Source organism: uncultured Methanobrevibacter sp., from assembly GCF_947169325.1.
Lineage (GTDB): Archaea > Methanobacteriota > Methanobacteria > Methanobacteriales > Methanobacteriaceae > Methanocatella.
On sequence record NZ_CAMVPN010000009.1, the window covers coordinates 1 to 25,010 of the forward strand.

General features: G+C 36.9%; 34 protein-coding genes and 1 pseudogene. 25 read left to right on the forward strand and 10 right to left on the reverse strand.

The window, feature by feature from the left end; translation table 11 throughout:
- Positions 1-87, reverse strand: a pseudogene (locus Q0W26_RS02370) (thymidylate synthase); the annotation flags it as partial.
- Positions 88-529: 442 nt separating this feature from the next.
- Here Q0W26_RS02370 and Q0W26_RS02375 point away from each other — a divergent pair.
- On the forward strand, positions 530-1,174 hold the full coding sequence (locus Q0W26_RS02375) for a hypothetical protein (protein WP_298521961.1): 645 nt from the start codon (positions 530-532) through the stop codon (positions 1,172-1,174).
- On the opposite strand, the gene Q0W26_RS02380 is transcribed toward Q0W26_RS02375, so the two are convergent.
- Positions 1,171-1,863 (reverse strand): hypothetical protein, encoded by a 693-nt coding sequence (locus Q0W26_RS02380; protein ID WP_298521963.1) that lies wholly within the window; start codon positions 1,861-1,863, stop codon positions 1,171-1,173. The two genes, Q0W26_RS02375 and Q0W26_RS02380, sit on opposite strands and share 4 nt — an antisense overlap.
- 31 nt (positions 1,864-1,894) lie before the next feature.
- Positions 1,895-2,698, reverse strand: coding sequence for a DUF169 domain-containing protein (locus Q0W26_RS02385; RefSeq protein WP_298521965.1), 804 nt, complete (start codon positions 2,696-2,698; stop codon positions 1,895-1,897).
- Between the two features lie 440 nt (positions 2,699-3,138).
- Here Q0W26_RS02385 and Q0W26_RS02390 point away from each other — a divergent pair, with 440 nt between their 5' ends.
- Entirely contained in the window at positions 3,139-3,996 is an 858-nt protein-coding gene (locus Q0W26_RS02390; protein WP_298521967.1) for a DUF1002 domain-containing protein, read from the forward strand.
- A gap of 57 nt (positions 3,997-4,053) precedes the next feature.
- On the opposite strand, the gene Q0W26_RS02395 is transcribed toward Q0W26_RS02390, so the two are convergent.
- Positions 4,054-4,944: a zinc-ribbon domain-containing protein gene (locus Q0W26_RS02395; RefSeq protein WP_298521969.1), complete on the reverse strand. Its 891-nt coding sequence runs from the start codon at positions 4,942-4,944 to the stop codon at positions 4,054-4,056.
- A gap of 807 nt (positions 4,945-5,751) precedes the next feature.
- Between Q0W26_RS02395 and Q0W26_RS02400 the strand changes: the two genes are divergently transcribed.
- The 6 genes from Q0W26_RS02400 (at position 5,752) to Q0W26_RS02425 (ending at position 7,980) form a co-directional block, all read left to right on the forward strand.
- Complete coding sequence (locus Q0W26_RS02400) at positions 5,752-6,078, forward strand: hypothetical protein (protein ID WP_298521972.1); 327 nt, start codon at positions 5,752-5,754, stop codon at positions 6,076-6,078.
- Complete coding sequence (locus Q0W26_RS02405; RefSeq protein ID WP_298521975.1) at positions 6,059-6,478, forward strand: hypothetical protein; 420 nt, start codon at positions 6,059-6,061, stop codon at positions 6,476-6,478. The genes Q0W26_RS02400 and Q0W26_RS02405 overlap by 20 nt, the downstream gene beginning before the upstream one ends.
- 437 nt (positions 6,479-6,915) lie before the next feature.
- Positions 6,916-7,491: an acyltransferase gene (locus Q0W26_RS02410; protein WP_298522090.1), complete on the forward strand. Its 576-nt coding sequence runs from the start codon at positions 6,916-6,918 to the stop codon at positions 7,489-7,491.
- Between the two features lie 21 nt (positions 7,492-7,512).
- Complete coding sequence (locus Q0W26_RS02415; protein WP_298521978.1) at positions 7,513-7,671, forward strand: rubredoxin; 159 nt, start codon at positions 7,513-7,515, stop codon at positions 7,669-7,671.
- Positions 7,672-7,740: 69 nt separating this feature from the next.
- Positions 7,741-7,860: a rubredoxin-like domain-containing protein gene (locus Q0W26_RS02420; RefSeq protein ID WP_287412284.1), complete on the forward strand. Its 120-nt coding sequence runs from the start codon at positions 7,741-7,743 to the stop codon at positions 7,858-7,860.
- A gap of 9 nt (positions 7,861-7,869) precedes the next feature.
- The gene (locus tag Q0W26_RS02425; protein ID WP_292783789.1) at positions 7,870-7,980 is read left to right on the forward strand and encodes a rubredoxin-like domain-containing protein; all 111 of its coding nucleotides are present in this window, start codon (positions 7,870-7,872) and stop codon (positions 7,978-7,980) included.
- A gap of 15 nt (positions 7,981-7,995) precedes the next feature.
- Here the strand turns inward: Q0W26_RS02425 and Q0W26_RS02430 are convergent, their stop codons facing one another.
- On the reverse strand, positions 7,996-8,595 hold the full coding sequence (locus Q0W26_RS02430) for a YigZ family protein (RefSeq protein WP_298521980.1): 600 nt from the start codon (positions 8,593-8,595) through the stop codon (positions 7,996-7,998).
- A 68-nt stretch (positions 8,596-8,663) separates the two neighbouring features.
- Between Q0W26_RS02430 and Q0W26_RS02435 the strand changes: the two genes are divergently transcribed.
- Positions 8,664-9,059 (forward strand): hypothetical protein, encoded by a 396-nt coding sequence (locus Q0W26_RS02435; RefSeq protein WP_298521982.1) that lies wholly within the window; start codon positions 8,664-8,666, stop codon positions 9,057-9,059.
- A gap of 20 nt (positions 9,060-9,079) precedes the next feature.
- Here Q0W26_RS02435 and arfB read toward each other — a convergent pair whose 3' ends face one another.
- Genes arfB through Q0W26_RS02450 form a run of 3 tightly spaced genes read right to left on the reverse strand, consistent with a single transcriptional unit; the run spans position 9,080 to position 10,794 of the window.
- A complete protein-coding gene (gene arfB, locus Q0W26_RS02440) occupies positions 9,080-9,772 on the reverse strand; it encodes a 2-amino-5-formylamino-6-ribosylaminopyrimidin-4(3H)-one 5'-monophosphate deformylase (RefSeq protein ID WP_298521985.1) in 693 nt (230 codons plus the stop codon).
- Between the two features lie 9 nt (positions 9,773-9,781).
- Positions 9,782-10,264, reverse strand: a complete 483-nt coding sequence (locus Q0W26_RS02445; protein WP_298521989.1) for an RNA-binding protein — start codon at positions 10,262-10,264, stop codon at positions 9,782-9,784.
- Between the two features lie 53 nt (positions 10,265-10,317).
- Positions 10,318-10,794, reverse strand: coding sequence for a type II toxin-antitoxin system antitoxin SocA domain-containing protein (locus Q0W26_RS02450; RefSeq protein ID WP_298521992.1), 477 nt, complete (start codon positions 10,792-10,794; stop codon positions 10,318-10,320).
- Between the two features lie 300 nt (positions 10,795-11,094).
- Here Q0W26_RS02450 and Q0W26_RS02455 point away from each other — a divergent pair, with 300 nt between their 5' ends.
- The 4 genes from Q0W26_RS02455 to Q0W26_RS02470 all read left to right on the forward strand — a co-directional run bounded on the left by Q0W26_RS02455 (position 11,095) and on the right by Q0W26_RS02470 (position 12,478).
- Complete coding sequence (locus tag Q0W26_RS02455; protein WP_298521994.1) at positions 11,095-11,325, forward strand: LSm family protein; 231 nt, start codon at positions 11,095-11,097, stop codon at positions 11,323-11,325.
- A gap of 46 nt (positions 11,326-11,371) precedes the next feature.
- The gene (locus Q0W26_RS02460; RefSeq protein WP_298521997.1) at positions 11,372-11,560 is read left to right on the forward strand and encodes a 50S ribosomal protein L37e; all 189 of its coding nucleotides are present in this window, start codon (positions 11,372-11,374) and stop codon (positions 11,558-11,560) included.
- 121 nt (positions 11,561-11,681) lie between these two features.
- Positions 11,682-12,092: a hypothetical protein gene (locus Q0W26_RS02465; protein WP_298521999.1), complete on the forward strand. Its 411-nt coding sequence runs from the start codon at positions 11,682-11,684 to the stop codon at positions 12,090-12,092.
- Positions 12,093-12,100: 8 nt separating this feature from the next.
- Positions 12,101-12,478, forward strand: coding sequence for a hypothetical protein (locus tag Q0W26_RS02470; RefSeq protein WP_298522002.1), 378 nt, complete (start codon positions 12,101-12,103; stop codon positions 12,476-12,478).
- Here Q0W26_RS02470 and Q0W26_RS02475 read toward each other — a convergent pair.
- A complete protein-coding gene (locus tag Q0W26_RS02475; protein WP_298522005.1) occupies positions 12,475-12,810 on the reverse strand; it encodes a hypothetical protein in 336 nt (111 codons plus the stop codon). The two genes, Q0W26_RS02470 and Q0W26_RS02475, sit on opposite strands and share 4 nt — an antisense overlap.
- 175 nt (positions 12,811-12,985) lie before the next feature.
- Here Q0W26_RS02475 and rnc point away from each other — a divergent pair, with 175 nt between their 5' ends.
- The 10 genes from rnc (at position 12,986) to Q0W26_RS02525 (ending at position 20,998) form a co-directional block, all read left to right on the forward strand.
- Positions 12,986-13,654 (forward strand): ribonuclease III, encoded by a 669-nt coding sequence (rnc, locus tag Q0W26_RS02480; protein ID WP_298522008.1) that lies wholly within the window; start codon positions 12,986-12,988, stop codon positions 13,652-13,654.
- Positions 13,655-15,121 (forward strand): homoserine O-acetyltransferase, encoded by a 1,467-nt coding sequence (locus tag Q0W26_RS02485; protein ID WP_298522011.1) that lies wholly within the window; start codon positions 13,655-13,657, stop codon positions 15,119-15,121.
- Positions 15,078-15,860 (forward strand): AzlC family ABC transporter permease, encoded by a 783-nt coding sequence (locus Q0W26_RS02490; protein ID WP_298522013.1) that lies wholly within the window; start codon positions 15,078-15,080, stop codon positions 15,858-15,860. The genes Q0W26_RS02485 and Q0W26_RS02490 overlap by 44 nt, the downstream gene beginning before the upstream one ends.
- Positions 15,860-16,174, forward strand: a complete 315-nt coding sequence (locus tag Q0W26_RS02495; RefSeq protein WP_298522016.1) for an AzlD domain-containing protein — start codon at positions 15,860-15,862, stop codon at positions 16,172-16,174. Before Q0W26_RS02490 ends, Q0W26_RS02495 begins: the two co-directional genes overlap by 1 nt.
- Before the next feature lie 547 nt (positions 16,175-16,721).
- Positions 16,722-16,958, forward strand: a complete 237-nt coding sequence (locus Q0W26_RS02500) for a helix-turn-helix transcriptional regulator (protein WP_292744395.1) — start codon at positions 16,722-16,724, stop codon at positions 16,956-16,958.
- A gap of 11 nt (positions 16,959-16,969) precedes the next feature.
- Entirely contained in the window at positions 16,970-17,701 is a 732-nt protein-coding gene (locus tag Q0W26_RS02505; protein WP_298522020.1) for a DUF4013 domain-containing protein, read from the forward strand.
- 11 nt (positions 17,702-17,712) lie between these two features.
- Positions 17,713-18,549: a DUF4013 domain-containing protein gene (locus tag Q0W26_RS02510; RefSeq protein WP_298522023.1), complete on the forward strand. Its 837-nt coding sequence runs from the start codon at positions 17,713-17,715 to the stop codon at positions 18,547-18,549.
- Positions 18,550-18,562: 13 nt separating this feature from the next.
- Positions 18,563-19,297, forward strand: coding sequence for a hypothetical protein (locus Q0W26_RS02515; RefSeq protein ID WP_298522026.1), 735 nt, complete (start codon positions 18,563-18,565; stop codon positions 19,295-19,297).
- 49 nt (positions 19,298-19,346) lie between these two features.
- Positions 19,347-20,264: an ABC transporter ATP-binding protein gene (locus Q0W26_RS02520; RefSeq protein WP_298522029.1), complete on the forward strand. Its 918-nt coding sequence runs from the start codon at positions 19,347-19,349 to the stop codon at positions 20,262-20,264.
- A gap of 8 nt (positions 20,265-20,272) precedes the next feature.
- Entirely contained in the window at positions 20,273-20,998 is a 726-nt protein-coding gene (locus Q0W26_RS02525) for an ABC transporter permease (protein ID WP_298522032.1), read from the forward strand.
- Positions 20,999-21,123: 125 nt separating this feature from the next.
- On the opposite strand, the gene mtrH is transcribed toward Q0W26_RS02525, so the two are convergent.
- Positions 21,124-22,062, reverse strand: coding sequence for a tetrahydromethanopterin S-methyltransferase subunit H (gene mtrH, locus Q0W26_RS02530; RefSeq protein WP_298522033.1), 939 nt, complete (start codon positions 22,060-22,062; stop codon positions 21,124-21,126).
- A 671-nt stretch (positions 22,063-22,733) separates the two neighbouring features.
- Between mtrH and Q0W26_RS02535 the strand changes: the two genes are divergently transcribed.
- Positions 22,734-23,144 carry a PadR family transcriptional regulator gene (locus Q0W26_RS02535; protein ID WP_298522036.1) on the forward strand — a complete coding sequence of 137 codons (411 nt, stop codon included), beginning with the start codon at positions 22,734-22,736 and terminating at the stop codon, positions 23,142-23,144.
- A 50-nt stretch (positions 23,145-23,194) separates the two neighbouring features.
- Entirely contained in the window at positions 23,195-24,979 is a 1,785-nt protein-coding gene (locus tag Q0W26_RS02540) for a carboxypeptidase-like regulatory domain-containing protein (protein ID WP_298522038.1), read from the forward strand.
- Positions 24,980-25,010 lie beyond the last annotated feature (31 nt).

Sequence of the window (25,010 nt, forward strand, 5' to 3'; positions counted from 1 at the left end):
ATGGTGATTTGAGTCCTTATAGGTTTCTTTTCCTTGCTTTAAGATTTTATCGACAAAATCCAAATAACATTGATTGATAGTTAACATAAAAAAACTCCGTTTCTAAATTAGTTAAAAATATGTTTTGTAAAGTATTTAATATTATCAATTTTAATAGAAATTTGGTTTTGTTAGTTACCTCACCTATATTTAGCCATTTTAATTTATTGTTTTCAAGACCGCTTTTTAAAATATTGATGTTAGCTATTAGTATTTTGATTATTTTTGAGTAACATTTCATTTAATTATACTTCTATTTGATTATTCGATAGGTAATTTCGAAGTCAGATGTGGGATGGGATTTTCATTGCAAATTGCTCCCACACGGTAAAATTGTTGTGAGTGTGTAAAATTGTCGTCACATTGTAAAATTGTTGTGAGCGTGTAAAATTGCTTTGGAATGATAATTATTATTTTAATTCTTATTTTAGAAATTTTCAGATAAGTATTTATAATTTAAGTCAAATATTACATTAACATTGGTGATTTGATGATTTTCAGGACATTTGAAGAATATGATAAAGAGTTGAAAGAAATTGAATCTACATTGGATTCAATGGAGAAACGATTGGATGAAGAACCATATAGTTCAATTAGGAAAGGAAATTATCGTGGTTTTCAAGAGTTATACAAAATATTTCGTCAAGATAGGGATGATTTTCTTGAAATGTTGCATGAAAATGTGGTTTTACACCTTTGCAAAGGGGAGGTAAAGTGCCATAATATTTCTTTATTAGTTTTTAGGTGTTTATTTGATAATTTTATTGATTTGATAATTTTCATTTCTGATTTTGTTAAAAAGGAATTGGAGTATGTTGGTGAATATCATGATTTGATGTTGAAAGATTTTTGCAAAGAATCTATTCAAATTGTCTTTTCTATGGATACTGATATAAGTGAGTTAATGGAAGTTTATCTTAATCATGAGGTTTTCAGCAGACTGCTTGACTTGATTGACTGTGATGTTGAAGATTTGGAAAAACAAAAAGAGGTTATAGGAACAGACAGCATGTCTGCCTATAAAAAATTCTTAAAAATCATCATTGATAATGAATTGGATTTCACTCTTGAAAACAAATCCCGCAAAGTTGGATTGACATGCAAAGAAGCAAGAAAAATATATGATAAACTTTAGATGTAGTTCATCAGTAAATCAAACAGCTCTTTTGCCTTGTCAGTTGAATCCTGTTCGGTAATGTCTTCAGGTATTTCGTATACGAATGTAGGATAACCCGCTTGTGCAATAGGTTTGGATACCAATACTGCTGAAGTTGACTTGTAGGTTTCCCCTCCTGTTACAGGATAGTAATTGAAATCACTTGTTTCATTTATCTTTTCGGCTATTTCAACTGATGCGTTGTCCATCTCAGGTGTTGCAAGGTAGAATCCCTGGCCGTACTCCGGAATGTGGGAGTGGCTTATGATTACGCAATTCGCATCTGATTTTGTAACGTCGGGATTTACATAGTCATGAACAAGGCCTTCACCATGTGCCCTTCCGTTTTCATAATCCTGAGGGTCTTTTGTCACGTTGACCTGATAATGTATTATTTTCGCATCGCTGTGTGCATCCGCCCATTCCTTTGCAGCCTTGATTTCAGGATCAATTGATAAAGGCTCCCTTGGATGGATTCCAGTAATTAAAGCTATTGTCTTGTTTGCGCTTGGATTTCCATAAATGAACTTTTCAACGGTTCCATTTTCAGTATCTCCCAATACTGTGGACTGTGCTGTTTGCTTTGTTACATTATTTCCCATGAAATATAGTCCTGCAAGAATCAGCAAACAGACAACTATTAGAATAATTTTAGTTTTCTTTTGCAAATTTTTCACCTTGGATTGATATTTATAGAAGTTAATTTTTATACTTTTTCCACAGTTCAGTTTGAAGAACGCTCTTTTCGCTTATCTCTTCCAGCTTCAAAAACAGTTTCCATGGCATTGACAGTGTAAGGTACTCGCTAGGTATGAAGTGCTTCATCTTGTACTTGCCTGCAAAGTCAACAGGACCCAGTATAGGTTTTGGGTCATCGCTTTCTGCCTGTTGGAATGTGAAGTTTCCGATGGCTTGACACGCTGAAGCCTGCGGTGTCAAAACATATGAATCCCTTGTTCTGAAGCTTGAGTTTATCTGAATCAGTGCTGTCAGCTCAACTGCATTGACGGTGAAGATTACTGATTCGGGAGTCTCTTCCTCTTCAAGGTTCTCCATTCCTTTGAAAACAACATAATCCTCGCTGTCATATATCGGACGGCTTTTGATGTTTTCCTTTGCGGTTTTAAAATCCGTAAATATTCTCTCACCTTCCTTGAACATTTTACGGGTATTTTTTTTGAAATATTCCAGTTTCTTTTCGTATTCTTCCCTGTCCGGTGCCGATTCGACTCCGCATGAGAGAAACGTTGCTTGGAAATCCAATGCTTCCTCATCTTTGAATCCTGTTCCCCAGCCGAAACCTGAAGATATTCCTCCGCAGGTGATGTTTTCACGTCCAAAGCAGGTCGTTTCTCTTTTGGCGATTGTCCGTGCAACAAATGCCATCACACAGCCTCCCTTACCGGGTTTAGGGCTTACCGCATCGTCAGGTTTTGTGTCGGTTTTTATTAGTGCTATTGGCGGAAATCTGAAATTCATTTCCTTTGTAATATTGCTGTTCATGTTATCAACCTCAATACTTATTCTTTTCTATTTTTTTTGGTAATGTAATTTTCTGATTTGTATTAAATGTTGAAGCAAATAATCTTAAAGAATATATATTGGGATTCCACTAAAACTGGTTTTTGACCTACAGCCAATTTGGTGATATTGTCTTTTAGGATGGCGATGCATTAAAATGGTTTTTGGAATGAAATTATTTAAATACGTTTTAGAAAATTTTGAAAAATGTAATGTTTGGTTGCCAAAAGATGGCCAATGGATTTGTTTTATTTTAGTTATTCTTTTAATTGAACAATTTTTAGAATATGCATTTGTATCACTGTTTATTTTTTACATATCTTTTTCTATATGAAAATCATTGAAATATTTTTAAAAAAACTGAAACATTTAAATACTACTTTGGATAATCTAAGATAAGAATTTAAAATGAGGTGATAAAAATGCGTAAGATTACTATAGCACTATTGGCACTAATCCTTGTGGGCATGCTGATTCCTGCAGGATTTTCAACTGATTCAAATGTTGTAATAACTTATGGAGAAACTACCTATCAAAATTCAGAATACAAATCAATTGTGGACAGCTTCTTTCAAAGCCAGTCCAACATCAACGTAGGAAATGCAGAATCCAAAATAATCACTGCAAGTCAGGTTAACGAAATATCCGGTGGAATAACAGGCAAAACCTACAACTCAAATCAGATATTGTCCTCCGCCCTTGTGGACCTGAACGACAATGATAATCTTCAGGTGAGCGTTGACAAATCAAAGATCACAACAATAACAGGCAACATGTACATTTCAGCCCTCAAATCCGCTGGAATCACTGCAGGCCATGTTTATGTAACCAGTCCGGTATCTGCTACAGGTGAATCAGCCCTTGCAGGTATAATGAACTCATATGAGGAAGCGACAAATGTTGAAATTCCGGAAAGTGTCAAAGAGGCCGCAACAGATGAGATTCAAACCCAAGCGGAAGTAATTGACAATTCAGGTGTAAATGCAGATGACCTCTCAAAACTCGTGGATGATGTAAAGCAGGAGGTTTCAAAGGACAACGTAACCGACCATGCGACAATCGTCAACATCATCAACAACTATGTCGAGAACAACAACATCAACATAACAAACGTTGATATAGAAAACCTTGCTAACACAATCGAGCAAGTCCAAAACGTGCAAGGGGACGTTAACAACTACCAAAGTCAAGTAAGTGACTTTATGGGCAATGCCACCGGCAGCGGATTTTCCCTGGATGGTCTGTTTGACTGGATTAGATCCTTTGTAAACGGGATTTAATCCCAAATTTCTTTTTTTCAAAAAAAGAGTTCAATAAAATTAAAATAAGTGGAGTAATTATACTCCACTTGATGTTGTTATTGTTATGTTCTCGGAATATAATGGAACATCGTCATTTGCTGAATCAACAACATAAAGTTTCGCTTTTGCTGGCGGATTTGTTTCCCAATACCAACTAGAAATCTTATATGTGTTTCCACTTTGTGGATTTGAGCCATACCATCCAATACTAGAGTCAATTATTTTATCTTCACTGTCATAATAGTCTACTTTAACTGATAAATAGTCAAAATTAGAATCCACATGAATGTCTCCAGTTAAATAACCAGTATAATAACCATATCCATTATCAGTAATGTTTTGGGAAAGATTTCCAACAACAACTGAATTTTCAGCATTCATTTGGTATAATGCTCCACCAGCTATTAATGCCACGAATACTAATACAAATGTTAAAATAGGAATTGCCCATAACTTTTTGTTGTTATTGCGCATTCCCTTAAGGTATAGAACCAATATTCCTGCTATGATGAATAATGCCGCTGAAATTTCACCAAATCTGCCGATGAACATGAAAACTATAATTCCGGTTACAATAAATTCTGCTGCTGCAATTAATGGTTCGTTCATCTTTTCCATTATGAATATTCCAATTAAACCACCTAGAACTCCGATAGCCATTGCAATCAGGATGTTGTTCCAACCCATCAGCATTGGTGTTCCAAGACCTTCGCCAACGGCTGCAACAATACCTATGATGGCTAAAATTAAAGGTAATTTGCTTATAAACTCGTTTTTATTATTTTTAGCTTCAGTTGGTTTACTTTCAGATGTTTTAACTACATTTGATTCTTGTGTAGGGTCAGTGTTAAGATTAAATCCGCATGAATCACAGAATTCAGCATCATCATCAAGTTCCTGACCGCATTTTCTACAATATTGTACCATATTTTTTCCTCCTATGATTGTCATAATTGATGTGTATAATTTATTTATTTTCTGATATAAAATTATTAGTATTCTGATATATAAAATAATTTTAATTTCCTCTATTCAAAGGTCATGGAATCATGTCCAGATTGACACGACAATGCAGTATGCCATGGTAAACCCGAACAATGTGAAAATAGCTCATAGGAAGTTCATAGGTTGACATTAACATTTGCAATTTCCGAAATCGGACTTGAATCTACTGTTGGATATATATCCTACTTAAATTTTCGTCTCAAAAACTTGAAACGCAGTCGTTAATGTTAATGTTGATGAATATTTCAATAACTTATGATTCTAACCATCAATTTAAATGAAGCTATTGTGAGTTTGAGGATAGTTAATGAGGATACTCCAGTGGAAGTTTAACATTAACATTCGCAATTTTCAAAATCAGACTTGAATAGTGTATACAATACTTAAATTATGAACTTAAAACTATAAAATGTGGTCGTTAATGTCTAATGATTAATATTTTGACCTCTTTCACAGTAATAGTTAATTTAATTGGGTGAAATTGTGATTTTAGGGATAACTGTCTTTCAAAGGATTGAAATTCACAATCATTGCTTTGAGGCTGTAAAATTGCTTTCACTTTGAAAAATTGTTTTGAGCTTGTAAAATTGTTTTTTAAGCGTTAACTGATTTTTCAAGTTTTGCTGTTAAAATTCAAGGCATTACAATCATATTTATATATTATGAACTACATAATATTGTTGTACTCAGTTTTTATACGAATTTTAGTAATCTCAATGAGGTGTTGTTATGATTTATAAAGGTTGTAACGGTACTGTAATGCTTTCATCTGAAAGTGAGGTTGTCAAGAATAATCCTGCATATAAAAAGCTTGAAAATTTTCTTATTCCTTTGAGCGCTAAATATGGTTTGGGTGAAATTCTTTTCAGGGAAAAAAATCCTAGAAATAACAATTCAACTGATGCATTCTACATTCGGTCACCTAAGGAATGGTCTCTAGCCAAGGAATTCCAGGTTGGGGATTTAATTGTGGAAGAATCTCAGGCTTTCATTGAAAAGGAAGACATTGAATCTGAGATTGGTCTATGCTGTGTTATTGTTAGTAGCAGATATTGAGGTATTTTCCATGACTCATGCATTTGTTCATGAACATTTGCAAGCATTTGCCAAGTATCTTTACCGACAAGATTTTTCGGATGAAAACTATGACTTACAATGCATATACCGGTCCATTGTGAATAGATCTTATCTTTCAACTTATCTTCACACTCGTGAATGGATTATTGATAATGGTCCATACAGTGATGTTAAAGACTATGCCAATAGGGATATTGGATATCATGCGGCTATTCTTGAAGCTTTAAAATTCTTTAAAAGATATGATGTTCGCAAAAGATACTCTGATTTCATTGATTTAAGAGTAGATGCTGATTATGATATTGTAGGTATTGTCACTCGTGATGATGCTTTACGAGCAATCGAACTCGCCGATGAAATTTGCAGTGCTTTGCAGTAAACTATTTTTTTTAATCTCTAAAAAATTCCATTATCAAATCAATTTTTCCTTCAAAAGTCACTGATTTTTACCATCTAGTATATATACTAATGAATAACATAAATTAATTCATTAATAGATTAAATTTAATTAACGAAAGGTTTGATAATATGGTTAGATTTTCACAGACTCTTGATGATAAGCGGGAAAGGATTGGAGGAAAACCTATAGAACAGCTCAAGGATAATCATCATTATTATTCCCATGAGGAAAGGCAGCCCCATGTAGTCCATATGCCGGCTGATGACAGGTTATACTCCCAGGCTCCAAAACCGGTTTATCAGGGTGCACCTGCATATCAAAAGCAGGAGAACATCTACAGGCAGGCTCCAACCGAAGAGCTTGAAGAGATTATCTATGAAAGGCCTGTAATCGAGAGGGAATCCATAAAACCTGATATGTCAAAACCTGAATTGAATTTTCCGGCTGATCAAAACATCCAGTTTGGTGTCGAATACTCTCCAAACTCAAAGCCTCCTGTCATTGGAAAGAACCATACCATAAGGTCAAATTCAATCATCTACAACGATGTGGTAATTGGTGACAATTTCAGGACAGGACACAATGTGGTCATCCGTGAAAACACCAATATCGGTGATGACGTTCTGATTGGAACAAATACTGTCATTGAAGGTGATGTGATTATTGGAAACGATGTCAGCATCCAGTCCAACGTGTACATTCCAACCAATTCAGTAATTGAAGACAACGTGTTCATCGGACCTTGCGCTTGTTTTACAAATGATAAATATCCTGTAAGAATCAACTATGAACTTCAGGGACCTAAGGTAAGGCGTGGTGCTTCCATAGGTGGTAACACAACATTCTTATCCAACGTTGAAATCGGGGAAGGTTCAATCGTTGCCGCTGGAGCAATCGTGATACATTCAGTTCCGCCGTTCTATCTGGCCATCGGAACACCTGCACGTATCAAGCCTCTTCCTGACCATCTGAAGGTTCCAAACAGATTCTAATGTTTTAAAGGAGATTATGTTATGGCAATTTACAAATGCAAAATCTGCGGATACACTTTAGACGAGGACAACTATGAAGAAGGCCTCAACATTCCTGAGGGAACAAAATTTGAGGATTTGCCAACTTCATTCAAATGTCCGAAATGCCGCATGGCAAAGGCTATGTTTGAAAAAATTTAAATAATTTTATATATTACAAATTAGCATAATAATATTAAAAACTATACAATTTATAGGAGATTGTTAACTATGGCAAAATTTAAATGTAAACTTTGTGGATACACAACCGAAGAATTTGATGAATTACCTGAAGACTACAAATGTCCAATGTGCGGCGCTACCGCTGACATGTTCGAAAAAGTCGAATAGGTGTTCTTCATGGCATACGTATGCAAAGTATGTGGTTTTGTTTTAGAAGAAGACGAATTACCTGAAGACTACACCTGCCCTGTGTGCGGTGTACCTGCAGCAAACTTTGAAGAACAGTAAGGTTCTTCACTTTTTTTATTTTTTTTCCAAAAATTGCTTATTTTTAAAGACGGCTTTCATTTTGCCCGAGTACTTTTCAAATATTTTCACGATGTCTCTGCTGTCTCTGGATACGACATCATAGCTTACCTTATCTGAATAGACCTTATCAATGACATCCAAATTATTGTTTCTAACTTCACTGTCAGCCGTCTTGATGTCTGAATATTCGAATGTTATTGTGAAAACCTCATACTCCTCGATTTCAAGGATTTCCGCATTTCCGACGGCATCCATCACTGATTTTGAATATGCTCTCACAAGCCCTCCAGCACCTAATTTGATTCCTCCGAAGTATCTGGTGACGATTGCAGTCACGTTGTGGAGCTCGTTTTTTCTTAAAACGTTTATCATCGGCTTGCCTGCGGTTCCGCCAGGTTCGCCATCATCGTCAAATCCTTCCCCATCGCTTACGATATATGCAGTGCAGTTATGGGTGGCATCTGAATACTGCCTGTTGATTTCCTGAATTATCTTTTTGGACTCTGCCTTTGTCCTTGTCGGGAACAGGGAACATATGAACTGTGACTTTTTCACATTGATTTCGCTTTGGATAGGTTCTTTGATTGTTTTCATTCTTATCAATATCTTTATATATCTAATCAAATATATTATTGTTAGTAAATTTTTAGAAGGTGTTTATATTGTCAAGTCGATCTGCTACAGTATTGGTGATATTCATAGTTGCATGCGTTGCTTTCTGTTTTGCGACTGTTTTTGCATCAATGACTGGTCCGATTTCAATTTTGCCTAATGAAAGTAGTGGTGGAGTTTTGGATAATCTTTCAGCCATTACTGATTCAGATGATAATTATAATACTTACGGTTATGATGATTCCAATGATCAATCATCATACAATTACGATGATTCAAGTGATGATAAACAAGTGGAGACCACTACGGAGGATTCACCATCAGAGTCTCAGAAAAATCAAGAGGATTCTAATGTGGAAAAAACTACAGAACCATCCCAAAGTTCCTCTTCAGGGTCTTGGAGTTCTTCTAATGTGGAAACTACTTCAGTTCCGAGTGATAAATAAATCACTTCCTTTTTTTATTTTTAAAAATCCATCAATTTTTCAATATCCAATATAACAGTATTTATGGATAAGTTGAACAGCCTTTCACCGTATTCCTCATCAATGTAAACTCCGTTTTCTTCAACGTCCCTTGCGCCTTCGTCAATGTTAGGGTCATCCTTTCTTGCCTGTGCAAATCCATGAAGTCCGACCTCTTCGTATTCATGGACATTTGCCTGATTTTCTACTTCATCCTCGTTGACGATGCCCAACACCTTTGCCATTGAAAGCTCTCCGCTTCCGCCATGCGGGCCTTCAGAGGAGATTACCTTGTTGTTGAAGACTATTGCCATATCTGTCTTGTCTTCAATGTCCCATAGTTCTGTAACAAGAGGTATGTTTCCGCCGTGTGCGTTTACAATGACGACTCTATCAACATTCAAGTATTTTTTAGCGGAATTTAGGGTGTTTATGACGTTTTCCTTAAGCTCTTCAAGGGAAACATGCACTCCATGGTCGATTGTGTCCAGCTCATATGCTGGAAATATTATTCCCAAAAACTTGGCTCCGGTCATGAGTGATGCCTGAAATGCGATATGTGCTGCTATTTTGGCATCGGTGTCGATTGGAAGTGCAGGGCCATGGTTTTCAAGGTGTGAGCCCAGCGCTATCACTCCGACGTTGTGTACTTGGGGATTTTTTATGTTTCCTGCTCTAAGACGTAGCTCTGCCATTTTATCGCCTCACAGTTCAAAGTTCCAGATGTCGTCTCCGACATAGTGTTTTGTTGCAACGGCCTTTCCTGATTCGTTTGCAACCATTTCCTCACCGCTGATTAGGCTCACTCCGATTGCCAGTGGTTTTCCGTGTGTTTCATCGATGATGAGCACGATGTCTCCTGCTTCAACGCCTTTGGATGCGGCCACAATTCCCGGGCTCATGATGTCTGCACCGTTGCTTACGAATCTGATGGCTCCCATGTCGACGGTCACTGTCTTTGCGTCAATCTCGTTTGCAAGCGCTGCCTTGAGTGTCGGGAAAGGTTTTCCGTCAATCATTATGATGTATGGTTCGCCATCCACAAGAATGAATGAATTTGGTTCTGCTTCAAGTATCTCGACATTTTTCTTACCCTGAAGCAAGTCCTCATATTCGCCCAATTGGGATTTTATCTCTTTAATTTTCTTTTTTTTCAGGAAATTTCTTTTTTTAACTTTTATTGCCATGTTTACCCCATATTACATTAATGAATAATATTTTGTATTCAAAAGTTATAAACCTATTTGTTGCGATTCCTTAAGAACACGTCGTCATAGTCAATCTCGCAGCCCATCTCAGCATTCCTCAATGGCTTGTCCGCCCATGCATGCCTTGTTATTGTATATGCATTGGCATCGCTTAGCTTTTTGATGCATGAATTGATTACGCTGAGCTCTTCTGGGCTGAACTTTGATGTGGGGATGACTGTTGGATAGTACCTGTGGAGGATCCTGTTGTAGTATGGTTCCTTTCTCAAAAACAGCTGGTTTTTTTCCATCAGGCGTTGGGTGACTTTCCTGAAATGCTTAGGCTTCACTCCCCTTTTGGATTTTATGTAGGTTTCCTTTGTGAGAAACTCGCCGTAAAGCTCGTAGTATCCGAAATCAATGAAGTACATCACAGTGCACAGGACTGTCTTTCCAAGGTTGGGCTTGTTGCCGCATCTAAAGAGTATGTACATGATGAGGTTGACGTATTTTTCTTCATTGATTTTCATTGATATCACGGTGACGGTTGGGTGGTTGTAGTTATGTTGACGTTATCATTTAAGTCAAGCGGGAGAGAGCATCTGCAAAGTATTTTAAATGGTGGTGTACTAATTAATTAGTAACGGGTTTATTTTTCCCCTATTTTGGCCTAAAATAAGTAACATTTATATAGTAGGTTAGTTATATTTAATAGTATTAGTTTTAATTAGGTTTTGTCTTATCTTAACTTGATTATATTATGTCTTTGAGTATGATTTTACTCAATTCAGATTTAAAAACTAAAATTTATGATAATATAAGGTGATATAATGAGCGGACAAAATGTTCAAAGACCACTAGACGCATTAGGAAAATCTGTGGATTCTCCAGTTTTAATAAAACTCAAAGGAGAACGTGAATTTAGAGGCGTACTTAAGAGCTTTGATTTACACATGAACCTGGTTCTTAATGATGCGGAAGAGTTACAAGACGGAGAAGTAACTAGAAGACTCGGTGTTGTACTCATCAGAGGGGACAATATAGTTTATATTTCACCATAATTATTATTCTAAAGTATCTTTCGTGAAAGCTTAAGGAGGTGTATCAATGTCAAAGGGAACTCCATCAATGGGTAAGAAGAATAAAAAGACCCATATCAGATGCAGGAGATGTGGTAGAAACACTTACCACGTACGTAAAAAAGTCTGTGCTTCTTGCGGATTCGGTAAATCCAAAAAACTAAGAAGATACAGCTGGCAAAACAAAAAACCAACCACCAGACAAAGACTGGTATAAGTTGGCAAAACTTTGAAGATTATTAAATTAATCTTCTCTCAAATCTATTTTTCAAGTAACTTTCTAGTCACTACATACTTTATTAACTACTTTTTTTAGATAATACTATTAGGTGTTATAAATGGTTGACTTAAATGATATTGCAAGAGAGAATGACGTCAATTTGGAAAAATGTGTCGTTTTCGTAAGGGGAAAGGATGACATTCTGGCGGTTGACATTTCCAATGCACGAATCAGGCAGAGAAGCGATGATACAATGGGCTTCACATTTTCAATCGCCCCAAAACAGGCACTGGCGCTGGAGGAATACTTCTCCAGATTCACAACCGGTGAGAAATTCTACTTCGACATTTCACAGACCGGCTACAGGCCAGTCTATTACAGGGGACTCTCACCTATGACAAAGGAGGTCAGCAAAGAGTATGAACCTAAGTTCAACATCACTCTGTTTGCCCAGAAGGCAATCGTTGAGCCGGACGATTCCTACTTTGCACCGACATGCTCCTGCTGTGAATTCTGCCACATAGAATAATGGATAATATGAATTTCACAAACAAGATTACAATAACCAAAAAGTCAGGCGAGAGCCTGGAACTTGACCAGAGAAGGGTAAAAATAAGGGAAAACGAGAACGGCCTGATGGCATTGAGCTATGTCGCTCCGGTATTTGAGGCGATGGATCTGGAAATCTTTTTCGAGGATTTGCTCACATCAGAAAAGATAATGGTGGACATCAGCGGAACAGGCGGTTTCAAGGTAAGCTTCAGGGGAATAGTTGAAGGGAAAAACAAGAATTTCCCTCAAAACCTTGACCACAAGATAATCCTGCTTCAGGAGCCTACCTGTCTTGATCCGCGTGAAAACATTCAACTGACAGGTTTTTCAAAGTTTAAAATCAGAGGCAAAATCTCTGATTAAAACTCATCCTCAACGGCATCCCACAAATCGACTGCCCAGCCCTGCCCAGCATCGATTACCATATCGAGCAGTCGTACCTTGCCGTCTCTGAATCTGAACAGCCTGTAGTCCTGCTGAGGCTTTTTTGAGGTTCCTTCCTTGTTGCAGTCAAGATAGATTCCTTCGCTGTATTCGGCTTCGAAGTTTCCGGCCTGAACGAAGTCTCCAACAAGAGAGTATCCGTTTCTCACGCTTTTGTCCAGTTCTTCTACAGTCTTAAGCCATCCGCCTTGCGCCCTGAACTTTATGTCAGGGTCTATTTTTGTAATTTCTTCTTGCCAATTTATTATCATGAGCACCAAACTCCTTTTTTAATAGTAGTTTGACTGTGCCCATATATAAGCAAAGAGATAGAGCATTTGAAAAGTATTATTTTTTTATAACAATAGTTATATTTATTAATAATAAAATATTATATATAATCAGATTTCATAATTAATATCATATCAATTGATTATGGGCTTTAGTATGGATATTCTTAAAAAATTTGGCATTGAAACTGATGATGAAAGCATATATCTCATGGCATTTACGCATGGTTCCTATGGTGCAAAATACGATTTGGACTATAATTACGAGAGACTGGAATTTCTAGGAGATTCCGTATTGAGCGTAATAGTATCGGAATATTTATACAATAAATACCCTGAATTTGAAGAAGGTAAATTAACAAAAATAAGAGCCAATTACGTTTGCCAGAACGCGTTGATATTCTACTCCCACGAATTGGGCCTAATTGAGAACTTGAGATTTTCTGAAGATGAAGGGCATCTGACTGAAAGCGAAGTGCTCTCAATTACCGCAGACATATTCGAATCATTTTTAGGAGCGGTATTCATTGACCAGGGAATGGATTTCGCCAAGAAGTTCGTCTCAGACAACATCTTCAAGTTCATTGATGAGGAAAGAGTGTTCTTCAGGGATTATAAATCAGCAATCAAGGAATACGGAGATGCCAATGAAGTGGAAATCGAATATAAGATACTGCAGGAATTGGGAGTCCCTCATGATAAGCTGTTTGTTATTTCAATTTGGATTGACGGCAAAGAGATGGGTGTTGGAAAAGGTAAGAACAAGAAAGAAGCTGAACAGGCTGCCGCTAAGATTGCTAGCGATAGATTGAAGTTGGTGTTTTAAATGTATGAAGAATCTGTAGGTATTGTTGAGACAAAATATTTTGATATTGAAGAGCCTGTCGAATTGGACAGCGGCCAGAGTCTGGATAACGTCACTGTTGCTTATGAAACTTATGGCGAGCTTAACAAGGAAAAGTCCAATGCCATTCTAATCTGCCATGCATTGACAGGCGATGCTCATGCCGCCGGCTGGCACGAAGGAGACAAGAAACCTGGATGGTGGGAAATAGTAATAGGTCCCGGAAAGGCAATTGACAGCGAAAAGTACTTCATCATATGTTCAAACGTATTGGGAGGATGCAAAGGAACCACAGGTCCTGCTTCAATCAATCCAAAAACCGGAAAGCAGTACGGTCTTGAATTTCCAGTAATCACAATCAGGGACATGGTTAAAGTCCAGAAGAAACTTGTTGATTCATTCGGAATAAATCAGCTTGCAGCCATCATCGGAGGATCAATGGGCGGAATGCAGGTTCTCCAGTGGATGATAACCTATCCGAAAATGATGAAAAAGGCAATCTCAATTGCAACATCCGCAATGTCCTATCCTCAGCAGATTGCATTCAATGCAGTAGGCCGTCAGGCAATCTTTTCAGATCCCAACTGGAACAACGGAAACTACTATGAAACAGGCAAAAAGCCTGAAAACGGATTGTCATTGGCCCGTATGATAGCCCACATTACCTATCTGAGTGATGAATCCATGGACATAAAATTCGGACGTGGACTTCAGGACAAGGATGAAATAAGCTACGACTTTACAATCGATTTCCAGGTTGAAAGCTACTTGAGACACCAGGGAAAGACATTCGTAAAGCGTTTTGACGCTAACAGTTACTTATACATCACAAAGGCGGTTGACCTGTTCGACCTTACTGTAAACAACTCCTTAAGTGACGGATTCAAGGATGTCGAAGCAAAAGTTGAAATAATTGCAGTTGATTCAGATTGGCTGTATCCGACAGAACAGAACAAGGAGATTTTAACAGCGCTCAACGCCAATGATGTTGAAGTGACATATTCAGAAATCAAGTCCAATTATGGTCATGACGCATTTCTGCTTGAAAAGGGACAGTTAAACTTCATCTTTTCAAAATTCCTCTCAGACAACATCGTTGAAGACATAATGATGGAAGAAATTGCAACAATCAAGGATGATGCTGACGTTAAGGATGCTGCAAAACTGATGTTGGACAAGCATGTGACTCATATTCCTGTTGTAACCGATGATTATAAACTCATTGGTATTGTCACAAGCTGGGATTTGTCCAAATCAATTGCAACCAACTCAAATCACCTGAAGGACATCATGACAACAACAGTCAAGTACTGTCATGCTCATGAAAGCATTGAGGACATTGCAAGGAAAATGCGTGACTTTGACATTTCCTGTCTTCCTGTCGTTGACGAGGACATGAAAGTGCTTGGTCTTATCACAACTGACCAAATCAGTAATTTGCTCAGCTAAATTACTTTTCTTTTTTTTTTATTATAATTTTTTTGGAGTCGTTACTATTTCTAGAAAAGCAAAGTTCATTGATGGTGCTAAAAAGGGTATTCCAATCACATTCGGCTATGTTCCTATGGGAATTGGCTATGCGGCAATAGCCCTAAAGGCAGGATTCACTCCTATTCAGACAATATCAATGTCTTTTCTGGTATATGCCGGCGCTGGACAGATCATTGCTGCATCGATGGCTCTTTCAGGTGCAACAGCAATAGCAATCATATTGACAAACTTCGTCGTCAATCTGAGATATTTCGTGATGTCAACCTGCGTCTTAAACCAGGTCGAGGAATCAAACACTCCATTGAACATCATGGCAGCGCATGTCACTGTTGACGAATCCTTTGCAATGTTCTCGCTTTCAGATGACTCTTCAATATGGATATATCTTGGAATAGCAATAACCGCATGGCTGAGCTGGTGTCTGGGGGCGGCAATTGGTGTTGTTCTGCTTGACATTCTTCCGGTAATCGTTACAAACAGTTTCAACATTTCCCTGTATGCTCTCTTTGTTGCCATTTTGGTTCCGTCCGTTAAGGAATCAAAGCAGATTGCACTTTTGGTTTTGATAACTGCCGTTTTAAATATCGTGCTGTCCCAAGTATTGGGAAACTGGGCTCTGATTGCATCGACCCTTATAGGAGCGGTAATAGGAATGAACATAGTCGATGATGAATATCTTCTTTCAGGTGATGCCTGATGGATTACATTAGCTTGGCAATTCTAGGATGTGCAGTCGTGACATTCATCCCAAGGCTGATTCCTGCACTGTTCATCGACAGGCTTAATTTCTCACCCAAATTTGAGAAGTTCCTTAATCTGATTCCGTACACTGCCCTTGCGGCCCTGATATGTCCTGGAGTTTTGACAGTTGACAGTCAGCTGTGGTATATCGGTTTAATAGGTGCGGTTGTTGCGGCAGGACTTGCATGGAAGAAAGCCCCATTGGGTGCCATTGTAATAATAACTGTAGTGGTATTGATTACAGTCTATTCTATTGTTCCTTTCTTTTAATTTTTTATTTTATAATATTTTTAATCAATATTGCATTTCTAACTTTATATTTCTTTTAAATTCTTTTTTTAGTCGTTTTTAAAGATCAGAATATTATAAAATTAGTTTTTTAGTCCCAAGCAGATATTTTTAGAGGAAAATGGGTTGCATATTATGGGTTCGTTAAACTTGATTTTTCTGCTTGGAACTGTTGATGCAACATCAAATGTGTTAATGTAATGTTACATATGTTAAAGATGTATTCCCTAATATATAAATGTTTCGTTTTTTATTTTTTCATTAAATATTAATTTATATTCTATTATTTTCTAATAAAAGATTAATTTAACATTAAAAATATTATATTTTTATTTTACATTATTTTAAATAATATTAAAATAATATTAAATCTTTTTTATTGAATTAACTGATTATAATTAATTTTATTCTAAACCGTTAAGTTTATATATTATGTCATATAACATTAACATAAGTAATTAGATTTTAACATAATTACTTGCAGTACTTAAATACTTTTTGCAAAAATGAATTAATTTGTGGGAAAACTATGAGAACCATGATTAAATATTTAAGACAGGAGCTCAAAATGAGCCAAAAGGAACTGGGGGATAAAGTTGGCGTTACCAGGCAAACGATAAACGCGTTGGAAAACGGCCGGTACAATCCATCTTTATTTTTAGCTTATGAGATAACCCAGGTCTTTAATAAAATGTTATTCAAAGGAGATCGAGAACAATATTTCGTCATGGAAGATATTTTCATTTTCGATGATGATTACTATTAGGAGTTGAAAAAATGATATTAGATATTTATAAGGACGCACTAGAATATTCAGCAAAGGACTGGAAAACACTAGTGATTTTAGGAGTAATTTGTTTATTTAGTTTCTTGTTGCTTCCGGTATTCTTGCTCACCGGATACAATTACAGGGTCATCAACACAGCGGTTCACGGTGTAATCAACGGAAGAGACCCAATGCCTGGCTTTGACGATATAATCAGAATGTTCGTTGACGGTGTCAAAGTAGTAATAGTTCAGATAGCTTATATGCTTGTGCCTTTCATCGTATTCATAATCTTTGCAGTCATTGCAGGACAGCTTTCAGGAATCGCTTCATCAGCATTGATGATTATCGGATGCATAATCACATTCGCCCTTATCGTTGTCGCATGCCTTATGGACCAAATGGGAATTTGTCATATGGCATACAATGACGGTGCATTCACAAAGGCATTCGCAATAAGCGAAATAAAAGAGGTAATTGATGAAATCGGATGGTTCAACTGCATTGCAACCTATCTTGGATTGATCATAATAACAATAGTCATAGCAACTGTTGTCACTGCAATCATCTACGGAATATTCACAGTATTCGGAATTTCAGGTGCCATATTGGGAGCTGATCCAAGTGGAATATTCGTTTTAGGAGTGTTAATCAATTCACTGGTTACAATGTTTATTGTCGGACCGTACCTGAGCATATTCAATGCAAGATCCATCGGATTATTGTACACAATGCAAATCTAAGGTGATTGAATATGGCAAGCATAACCGATTGTGTCGTTGAAGGATTGAAATATCCTTTCAATGACATCAAGAAACTTTTAGGATGCGGAGTTCTCTTTGCTCTTATAAGCGCAATATCCGTATTCATGAGCATGAAGTCATTTGAGATTTTCAGAACCACTGTGCATCTGGTTGAAAATAGTACTCAAAGCTTATCACAAATGCCTTTTTCACAGCTGCCGACAGGTGACATTTACCTGGTGGTCGCTTTAGGAATAATCAGCTTTATAATATCTCTGTTCATATTGGGATACCAATATGACATCGTGAAGTTTTCAATCGAGAAGAAAGCGGAGCTTCCTGGATTCAGCGACATATTGGGGATGTTTGTAAAAGGAATCAAATACTTCCTTGTGGTTGTAGCTTACAATATAATTCCCTCCATCGTATTAATCTGTGGAGTAGTATTGGTGGGTGATTCATCAGCATTGCTCATCATATCCATGATTGCAGCCGTACTATTCATAATCGCATATTTCCTGTTGGTTATGGCATTGAACAACATGGTTGCACACGACAGTCTTAAAAAGGCATTTGACTTCAATGAGATAATCGCAAACATTTCCAATCTCGGATGGGGAAAATACATTGGAATTATCATCTTCACAATAATCGTATACATGATTATCATGGTTGCAGTAAGCTTCATATTGAGTCTCATAACCGGAGTATTCATTGCAACAATCTCAAATCAGGCTTTGGCAGTATCATTTTTCGTTGCAATAATAGAAGGACTGTTCGTGGACTCTTACGGAGCAATATTCTACAACAGGGTTTGCGGATCAATATACATGGAATCAATCAAATAATTCTGGTGATAACGTGAAAGTGGATTCAAAAGTGTTAGGTGTTCTCTTGGCATTGCTTGCAGTTTGTGCGACAATTGCAGCGACAGGTGCAGCAGATTTGGGAAGCAATTTCAAGGATGATGACTTTTCAGTGAAAATTCCAAAAGGGGATAATTTCATTGAAATCGTGAAGGTTTCCACTGATGACATTGATATGACAATCTATGAAAATTCAGACCATGATGCAACTGATGTCAATTCCATAATCTGCTTTAAGGATTTAACCGCAGATAAAAAGGAAATGAAAGGATTCATTAATGATTTGGAGAAAAGCGCAAACAAGGTTGAAGAAACCGACAAGTATGTAGTGTTGAAGAATACTAAGCAGTCCGATGACTTTGACATTTCAAAAGGTTTTGACAGCATCTTTAACTTTTTTGGCAGTGCATTTTCGCCAGAAGGTTTGAACGTTTCTTCTGAAGGCAATTCAATTTCTCTTTCAAGTGAAGGTCTGAAGATTTCTGATGCTGGCGGTGAAAACGTGTCCATTACCTCTGAAGGCATATCAGTTTCCGGCGAATCATCTTCACAAGCATCATCAGGCAATGCAAGCGTAAACATTTCAAGTGATGTCAATTCAAACATCATGGATTGTGATTATTCACTTTATTTGAAAAATCAGGACAATGGTAATGTCATTGTCATATCTGGAAATGATTTGGAACTATTGAAATCAATGGCTGAATCAGTCAAGTTTAAAGAGAATTAAATCTTAATTCTCATTCATTTTTTTTAATTTTTATAGGGGAGTTTTTATCATGGCAGACTACGTCATCGAAACAAACAATTTGTCAAAAATATATTCTAAAAACAAGGTTGTAAATTCAGTAAACATGCATGTCGAAAGGGGTAAGATCTATGGTCTTTTAGGCAAGAACGGAGCCGGAAAGACCACTACCATGTGCATGCTCTTAAATTTAACTTATCCAAGCAGCGGAGACATTTATCTTTTCGGTAAAAATCCCAAAGTAGATTCCGGTGAAAGTTACTCAAAGATAGGTTCAATCATCGAAACTCCAGGATTTTACGAGAATCTCACAGCTTATGAAAATTTAAAAATCATTGCAAAGATAAGAGGGGATTATGACCCGTATCACATCAATTCAGTTCTAAAGATGGTCAATTTGGAAGATGCAAAATCCAAAAAATACAGGGATTTCTCACTGGGTATGAAGCAGCGTCTGGGAATAGCCGCTGCAATAATGCACAGTCCCGAACTTCTGATACTTGATGAGCCGATAAACGGCCTTGACCCCTTCGGAATCAAGGAAATCCGGGCACTGCTTAAGAGGCTCGCCCATGAATTCGGAATCACAATCCTGATTTCATCACATATCCTAAGCGAAATAGAAAACATCGCTGATGTAATAGGATTCATGGATAACGGCGTTCTGATTGAAGAAATCTCAAAGGATGATTTGTACAGCAGGTTGAACAAGTTTGTTGAGTTTGAAGTGGCCAATGTGGATTTGGCAGTTAACATTTTCAGGGAACTGGAACTTAAGGAAAATGAGGATTTCACAGTTTCCGGAAATACGATTTGCCTATATACTCATCTGGAATTAAGGGACAAATTCAATGAGCTGTTTGTTAAGGCAGGTATCGACGTGAGAAAGCTAAACCTCTGTGAAGAGAATCTTGAGGAATTCTTCACAAGATTCGTATCCAATAATTAGGTGATAAAATGTTGACTTTTATTGAAATTGAATTTTTAAAACTTAAAAGATCAAAAATATTTCTGTTAAGCCTGATGGGGGCTATTCTTCCACCTCTTTTGATGTTCATTGCAGTAACATCATTTGATGAGGGACAGACATTCGAGGCACTGTTCAGCAACGTGAACATGTATATGTCTGCCATGTTTGCGGTTCTCATCTTTGCAATAATCATATCATACTTGTTTGGACGTGAATACAACGAACATACATTAAAGACAATGCTGACAATTCCAATATCAAGAGGAAAATTTCTAATGAGCAAATACGTCATGTTTCTTGTTTGGATTTTAATGTTGACAGTGGTTACAAGTGTATCAACACTCATATTCGGTTTTGCAGCAGGTCTTGAAGGATTTAGCGTGAATCTGTTCATTGACAGCTTTGCCCAACTTCTCTATGCAAATGTCCTGCTGTTTTTAACATTCTCTCCGTTTGTATTTCTCTCATTATTCATCACAAACATGGTTCCTGCAATGGTTGGGGGAGCTGCATTGAGCCTGGTGAATTTAATGGTTTATGGTCAGAACTGGGCGCCGTTCGTGCCTTGGGTATGTCCTTATCTGATTGCATCAGGTGAAATAGCGCAATACGCTACAAGCATCAGTGTCAGTTATGGTGTTATTTTGGCCACTTTTGTCATTGGACTGGCCGTTTCATATATTTACTTTACAAAAAAAGATGTGGCGTTATAGGTTTTAAGCACTGGACGGGGTTAGACATCCAGTGCTTCATGTTTTGTACTTATGTTTAGATTTGCCATGCCAGTTGTAGCGGTGGCATGAACAACTCGAGGCTGAAAATGAAAAACTTTGATAATCTATACCAACTTATTCATAGGGTGGAAATCGACAGGTTCGGTTCCCATAGGTTTTACAGCTTCACAAATGAACATGTCAGTTTGTGCTACTGCAGGGAATGCGATTTTAGCGTTTTCAATAGGTCCAAATAAAACGAAATCTCCACCACACATTACCTGAACGATATTTGCACCAATATCACAAACGGTAAATGCGGTTTTGTTTCCTGCTTTTTTATAATCCCTTAGCCAGTCCCATGCTGATGGAACGTTGTGGATACCTGATCCAACTGGATATCCCCATTTTGCCTTTTCGGCAAAGGAGGTTCTTGCTGCAATACCTGCTCCTTGACCTAAAGGAGTTACTGCAGTGTCCATCATGAATTTTTCAATACCACATTCTTCGGCAACTTCAAGCAAACCTTTTTCGTATGCGCCGTCGTCTCCGTCTTCCCACATTGCCATTTTACCTTCAATGGTAGCGTTCATTGGATTGAATCCAAGAATGATGGAAGCTGAGATGTCAGTTTCGGCAAGTGCATCGAGTTCTGATTTGTCTGCTGCCATGTTGATTGAGTTATAAATTGCTCTTTCTGTTAATCCGGTTTCATCCGCATATTGTGCACCGGCAACTCTTGCGTCCCCGGATGTTGAATCGATAAGGAATGGTGCATCGCAAATTTCTCCGATGTATTCGATGTATTTCGGAAGAGCTTCAACGGTCTGTCCAAATACTTGCACAATGTATGGATTACCGGTCACATCTGAAATTGATGCCATATCATTGACCAGTTGTTCTGCTCGATCTTTATCGAAATCACCGGTCAATTCATCGTTAAGAATATTGTGTCCGCCGTAGAAAATGGTTCCTGCTAAAACGGTAGGATATTCTCCAGGCTGTCCACCCATTTTGACTCCTGCGAAGTCAAAAACTGTTTGTTCTTTATCAAATTTAAACATTTAAATTAACCTCTTTTTGTTTCGACCTAACTATATTCAAATTAACTTTATAAAAATTAAATTTAGGTCTAACAATATATTTTATTTAGTCATATATAAGTTAGTATTATAAATTTTATAATATAAATTGAAATTTTTTAATCACTGTTTAATATTTTTTATATTATTTTATAAAATGTTAAATCAAAAAATAATAAAGTATATTTGATATCAAACAAAAAGAGTTAATATTTGGTTTTATTTGGTCATTTACTTTTAAAAAACATAAAATAGATGATTGTTAATGATTAATCATGATTAAGAAAATCAATTGTAAATTATGAGCGGTATTATAAAAAAATTAAGTTTAAATTAATATTAATAAAAATTATGGGCAATAATATGGAATTGTATCTTTTAAGAAGAGAATATTTGGTTATTTGAAAAAAAAGCTGTAAAAAATCTATGACATGAATTTATAAAAATTAGTATGATTGGCTTAAAATTAAATATCTTTTTAGATTATTATTTTTTTAAAATTTAAAAGCTTATCTTAAATTTTTTTCAAGATTATACTAAATTTTATAATATTGCTTTATATATAATTTTAATTAAAGTTTATAATTAAGTCAATTACATTTGTATAATTGATTACATGCTTTTATTTTTAATTCATATTCTTGGGCGCTGTTATGGAAAATTCAAATCAATCAATTCAAAAAAATTATGTTGAAATTATCTCCAACAATGCGATAATAAAGCATTATGTTAATGGAATGTCTCGTTTTTTGATATTGTGGATTCTTAGATATAAAGGTCCGATTCATGGTTATGCAATCCTAAAGGAATTGGATGCGTTTTTTGAAATATTGATTGAAGAGGGATCGTTGAAAACATCAAATCCCAGCAACATATATCCTATTTTGAATAAGATGGAGGAGTTAAATCTCATCATCAGTGAATTTAAAATTAAAAACAACAAGAAACTGAAGTATTTCAAAATTACCGATGATGGGGAGCATGTATTGGAATATATGTATTCCCGTTTTGACTTGATTCACAACAATGACCAGTGGAAGCTATTGTTTGAAGACATGAATTAGTTTTTATACTCTATTCGCCAATATATGAATACAAGTAGGTAAGGGAGAAAATGTATAAAAAAATTTTATTCTTTTCAATATTGCTGATTTTATCTATGGGGTTGGTATCAGCTTCAAACAGTGATGGTGCTGATTTGAATTCAACTGGAGATGCATTGAATCTCAACATTGATGAAAACGATTTTGATGAGATTTCACAAACCAATATTGGGGAAAATCAAAGCAAAATCGAATCAAAAGACATCACAACTTATTATATGGAAAAATGCGAACTGGTCGGATATCTGAAGGACAGTGGCAGTCAGCCTATTTCAAACAGAACAGTTTCTATTTTTATCTGCGATAAGGTTTACAACAAGACTACTGACAATTTGGGAAAAGTGGCTTTGAAAATCAATCTGAAGCCTGATTCTTACCTGGCAACACTTAAGTTTGACGGTGATGAAAATTACACTTCCTGCAGTGCGGATGTCATTGTCAATGTCAAAAAGGCTTCACTGGCCATTGAGGCCAAGGACTATAAAACCTATTGGCATTCAGATTTGTTCTTCAAGGCTAAAGTCATAAATAAGAACACCAAAAATCCTGTTGGAGGAATCAAAGTCGCATTTGAAGTCATCACAAATCAGAATAAGCATAAGATCTACTATGCAACTACTGATTCCAAAGGGGTTGCGTATCTCAAAAGGAATCTGAAAGTGGGTTCCTATAAGGTCGTAACAAGCATTAAAGATAAGAAGAACATCAATTCCAAAAAAGCCAAGGCAACCATGACAGTCAAGCCGACAGCAGAAACTGGATGCTGCTCATTTTATCTGCAGGTCAGTGGCACTGAAGCTGTGGCAGGCTTCAGGCGTGATGCCACAAACGCTTTAAACATTTACATCAAGGCAGTGAAATGGCACGGCAGAACCGCTGTAAAACAGTATAAGCTGGGCAATTCATACTTCTTCCATTTAATCACCACTTCAGACGGATGGATGGTCGGAACAGGAGGTATTGACAATCCAGGCATCAACAGAGCCATCGAGAATCTTGCAGGAAAGATGGTCAGCTCAGGTAAAATCAAATCATCCTACCTGAAAAAGATTATGGCCTATGAGCAAAGGCTGGGATTGGGTCATTTCTCAATCAAGGCTCCGAACGGAAAATTTGCAGTTGTATGGGGAAGCGGAATATATAACGGCAAATTGAAACCTGGCGAATATTTCAGCTCTCCTAATGGAAGATACTGCTACAGGCATGGTGATTGGACAAAATTCAGCGACAGCCCTACAAAAGCCGCAATCAAGGTGGGAGCTACAGATTCATATGGTGTAAACAGACGTGACATAACCATATTCCACTGGAAAGCGACAACAAAGGACGGCAAAACAACTTCACTGGTAAATGCTTACGGAGCAAACGACAACGGGCGCTCTGTAGGAAGATCCACAGCATACCTTAAGGATGACATCTACTTCAAAAACAAGTTCATCTCCAAAAACAAGCTTCCGAAATCACCGTCCAAGATTCTGCTTGGAACCCATAAGTTCGGAAGCATCGACAAGCTGATTAAAACACAAACTACTGTCAAGGCTTCAAAACTGGTCAGGCTTCAAAACGAATCAAAAACATTCGACATTACCGTAAAGGATAAGAAGACCAAAAAGGTCATCAAAAACCTTAAGCTTAAAATAAGAATAGGCAAGAAGACCTATTCGGTAAAGACCAATTCAAAAGGCATTGCCAAGTTCAATACCGATGCCCTTATGCTCGGCAGATACAATGTGACAATATTTTCAGACAACATCAAATATTATGTTTCCGCTAAAAGTACAATCACAATCAAATGATTGTACAATCTATTTTTTTAGGCAAATTAAC

Bases quoted from the DNA above. Each gene is read 5' to 3' on its own strand.
- Q0W26_RS02375 (WP_298521961.1), top strand. From the start codon at position 530: ATGATTTTCAGGACATTTGAAGAATATGATAAAGAGTTGAAAGAAATT.
- Q0W26_RS02385 (WP_298521965.1), bottom strand. From the start codon at position 2,698: ATGAACAGCAATATTACAAAGGAAATGAATTTCAGATTTCCGCCAATA.
- Q0W26_RS02390 (WP_298521967.1), top strand. From the start codon at position 3,139: ATGCGTAAGATTACTATAGCACTATTGGCACTAATCCTTGTGGGCATG.
- Q0W26_RS02395 (WP_298521969.1), bottom strand. From the start codon at position 4,944: ATGGTACAATATTGTAGAAAATGCGGTCAGGAACTTGATGATGATGCT.
- Q0W26_RS02400 (WP_298521972.1), top strand. From the start codon at position 5,752: ATGATTTATAAAGGTTGTAACGGTACTGTAATGCTTTCATCTGAAAGT.
- Q0W26_RS02410 (WP_298522090.1), top strand. From the start codon at position 6,916: ATGTCAAAACCTGAATTGAATTTTCCGGCTGATCAAAACATCCAGTTT.
- Q0W26_RS02415 (WP_298521978.1), top strand. From the start codon at position 7,513: ATGGCAATTTACAAATGCAAAATCTGCGGATACACTTTAGACGAGGAC.
- Q0W26_RS02420 (WP_287412284.1), top strand. From the start codon at position 7,741: ATGGCAAAATTTAAATGTAAACTTTGTGGATACACAACCGAAGAATTT.
- Q0W26_RS02425 (WP_292783789.1), top strand. From the start codon at position 7,870: ATGGCATACGTATGCAAAGTATGTGGTTTTGTTTTAGAAGAAGACGAA.
- Q0W26_RS02430 (WP_298521980.1), bottom strand. From the start codon at position 8,595: ATGAAAACAATCAAAGAACCTATCCAAAGCGAAATCAATGTGAAAAAG.
- arfB (WP_298521985.1), bottom strand. From the start codon at position 9,772: ATGGCAGAGCTACGTCTTAGAGCAGGAAACATAAAAAATCCCCAAGTA.
- Q0W26_RS02445 (WP_298521989.1), bottom strand. From the start codon at position 10,264: ATGGCAATAAAAGTTAAAAAAAGAAATTTCCTGAAAAAAAAGAAAATT.
- Q0W26_RS02450 (WP_298521992.1), bottom strand. From the start codon at position 10,794: ATGAAAATCAATGAAGAAAAATACGTCAACCTCATCATGTACATACTC.
- Q0W26_RS02455 (WP_298521994.1), top strand. From the start codon at position 11,095: ATGAGCGGACAAAATGTTCAAAGACCACTAGACGCATTAGGAAAATCT.
- Q0W26_RS02460 (WP_298521997.1), top strand. From the start codon at position 11,372: ATGTCAAAGGGAACTCCATCAATGGGTAAGAAGAATAAAAAGACCCAT.
- Q0W26_RS02465 (WP_298521999.1), top strand. From the start codon at position 11,682: ATGGTTGACTTAAATGATATTGCAAGAGAGAATGACGTCAATTTGGAA.
- Q0W26_RS02470 (WP_298522002.1), top strand. From the start codon at position 12,101: ATGAATTTCACAAACAAGATTACAATAACCAAAAAGTCAGGCGAGAGC.
- Q0W26_RS02475 (WP_298522005.1), bottom strand. From the start codon at position 12,810: ATGATAATAAATTGGCAAGAAGAAATTACAAAAATAGACCCTGACATA.
- rnc (WP_298522008.1), top strand. From the start codon at position 12,986: ATGGATATTCTTAAAAAATTTGGCATTGAAACTGATGATGAAAGCATA.
- Q0W26_RS02485 (WP_298522011.1), top strand. From the start codon at position 13,655: ATGTATGAAGAATCTGTAGGTATTGTTGAGACAAAATATTTTGATATT.
- Q0W26_RS02495 (WP_298522016.1), top strand. From the start codon at position 15,860: ATGGATTACATTAGCTTGGCAATTCTAGGATGTGCAGTCGTGACATTC.
- Q0W26_RS02500 (WP_292744395.1), top strand. From the start codon at position 16,722: ATGAGAACCATGATTAAATATTTAAGACAGGAGCTCAAAATGAGCCAA.
- Q0W26_RS02505 (WP_298522020.1), top strand. From the start codon at position 16,970: ATGATATTAGATATTTATAAGGACGCACTAGAATATTCAGCAAAGGAC.
- Q0W26_RS02510 (WP_298522023.1), top strand. From the start codon at position 17,713: ATGGCAAGCATAACCGATTGTGTCGTTGAAGGATTGAAATATCCTTTC.
- Q0W26_RS02520 (WP_298522029.1), top strand. From the start codon at position 19,347: ATGGCAGACTACGTCATCGAAACAAACAATTTGTCAAAAATATATTCT.
- Q0W26_RS02525 (WP_298522032.1), top strand. From the start codon at position 20,273: ATGTTGACTTTTATTGAAATTGAATTTTTAAAACTTAAAAGATCAAAA.
- mtrH (WP_298522033.1), bottom strand. From the start codon at position 22,062: ATGTTTAAATTTGATAAAGAACAAACAGTTTTTGACTTCGCAGGAGTC.
- Q0W26_RS02535 (WP_298522036.1), top strand. From the start codon at position 22,734: ATGGAAAATTCAAATCAATCAATTCAAAAAAATTATGTTGAAATTATC.
- Q0W26_RS02540 (WP_298522038.1), top strand. From the start codon at position 23,195: ATGTATAAAAAAATTTTATTCTTTTCAATATTGCTGATTTTATCTATG.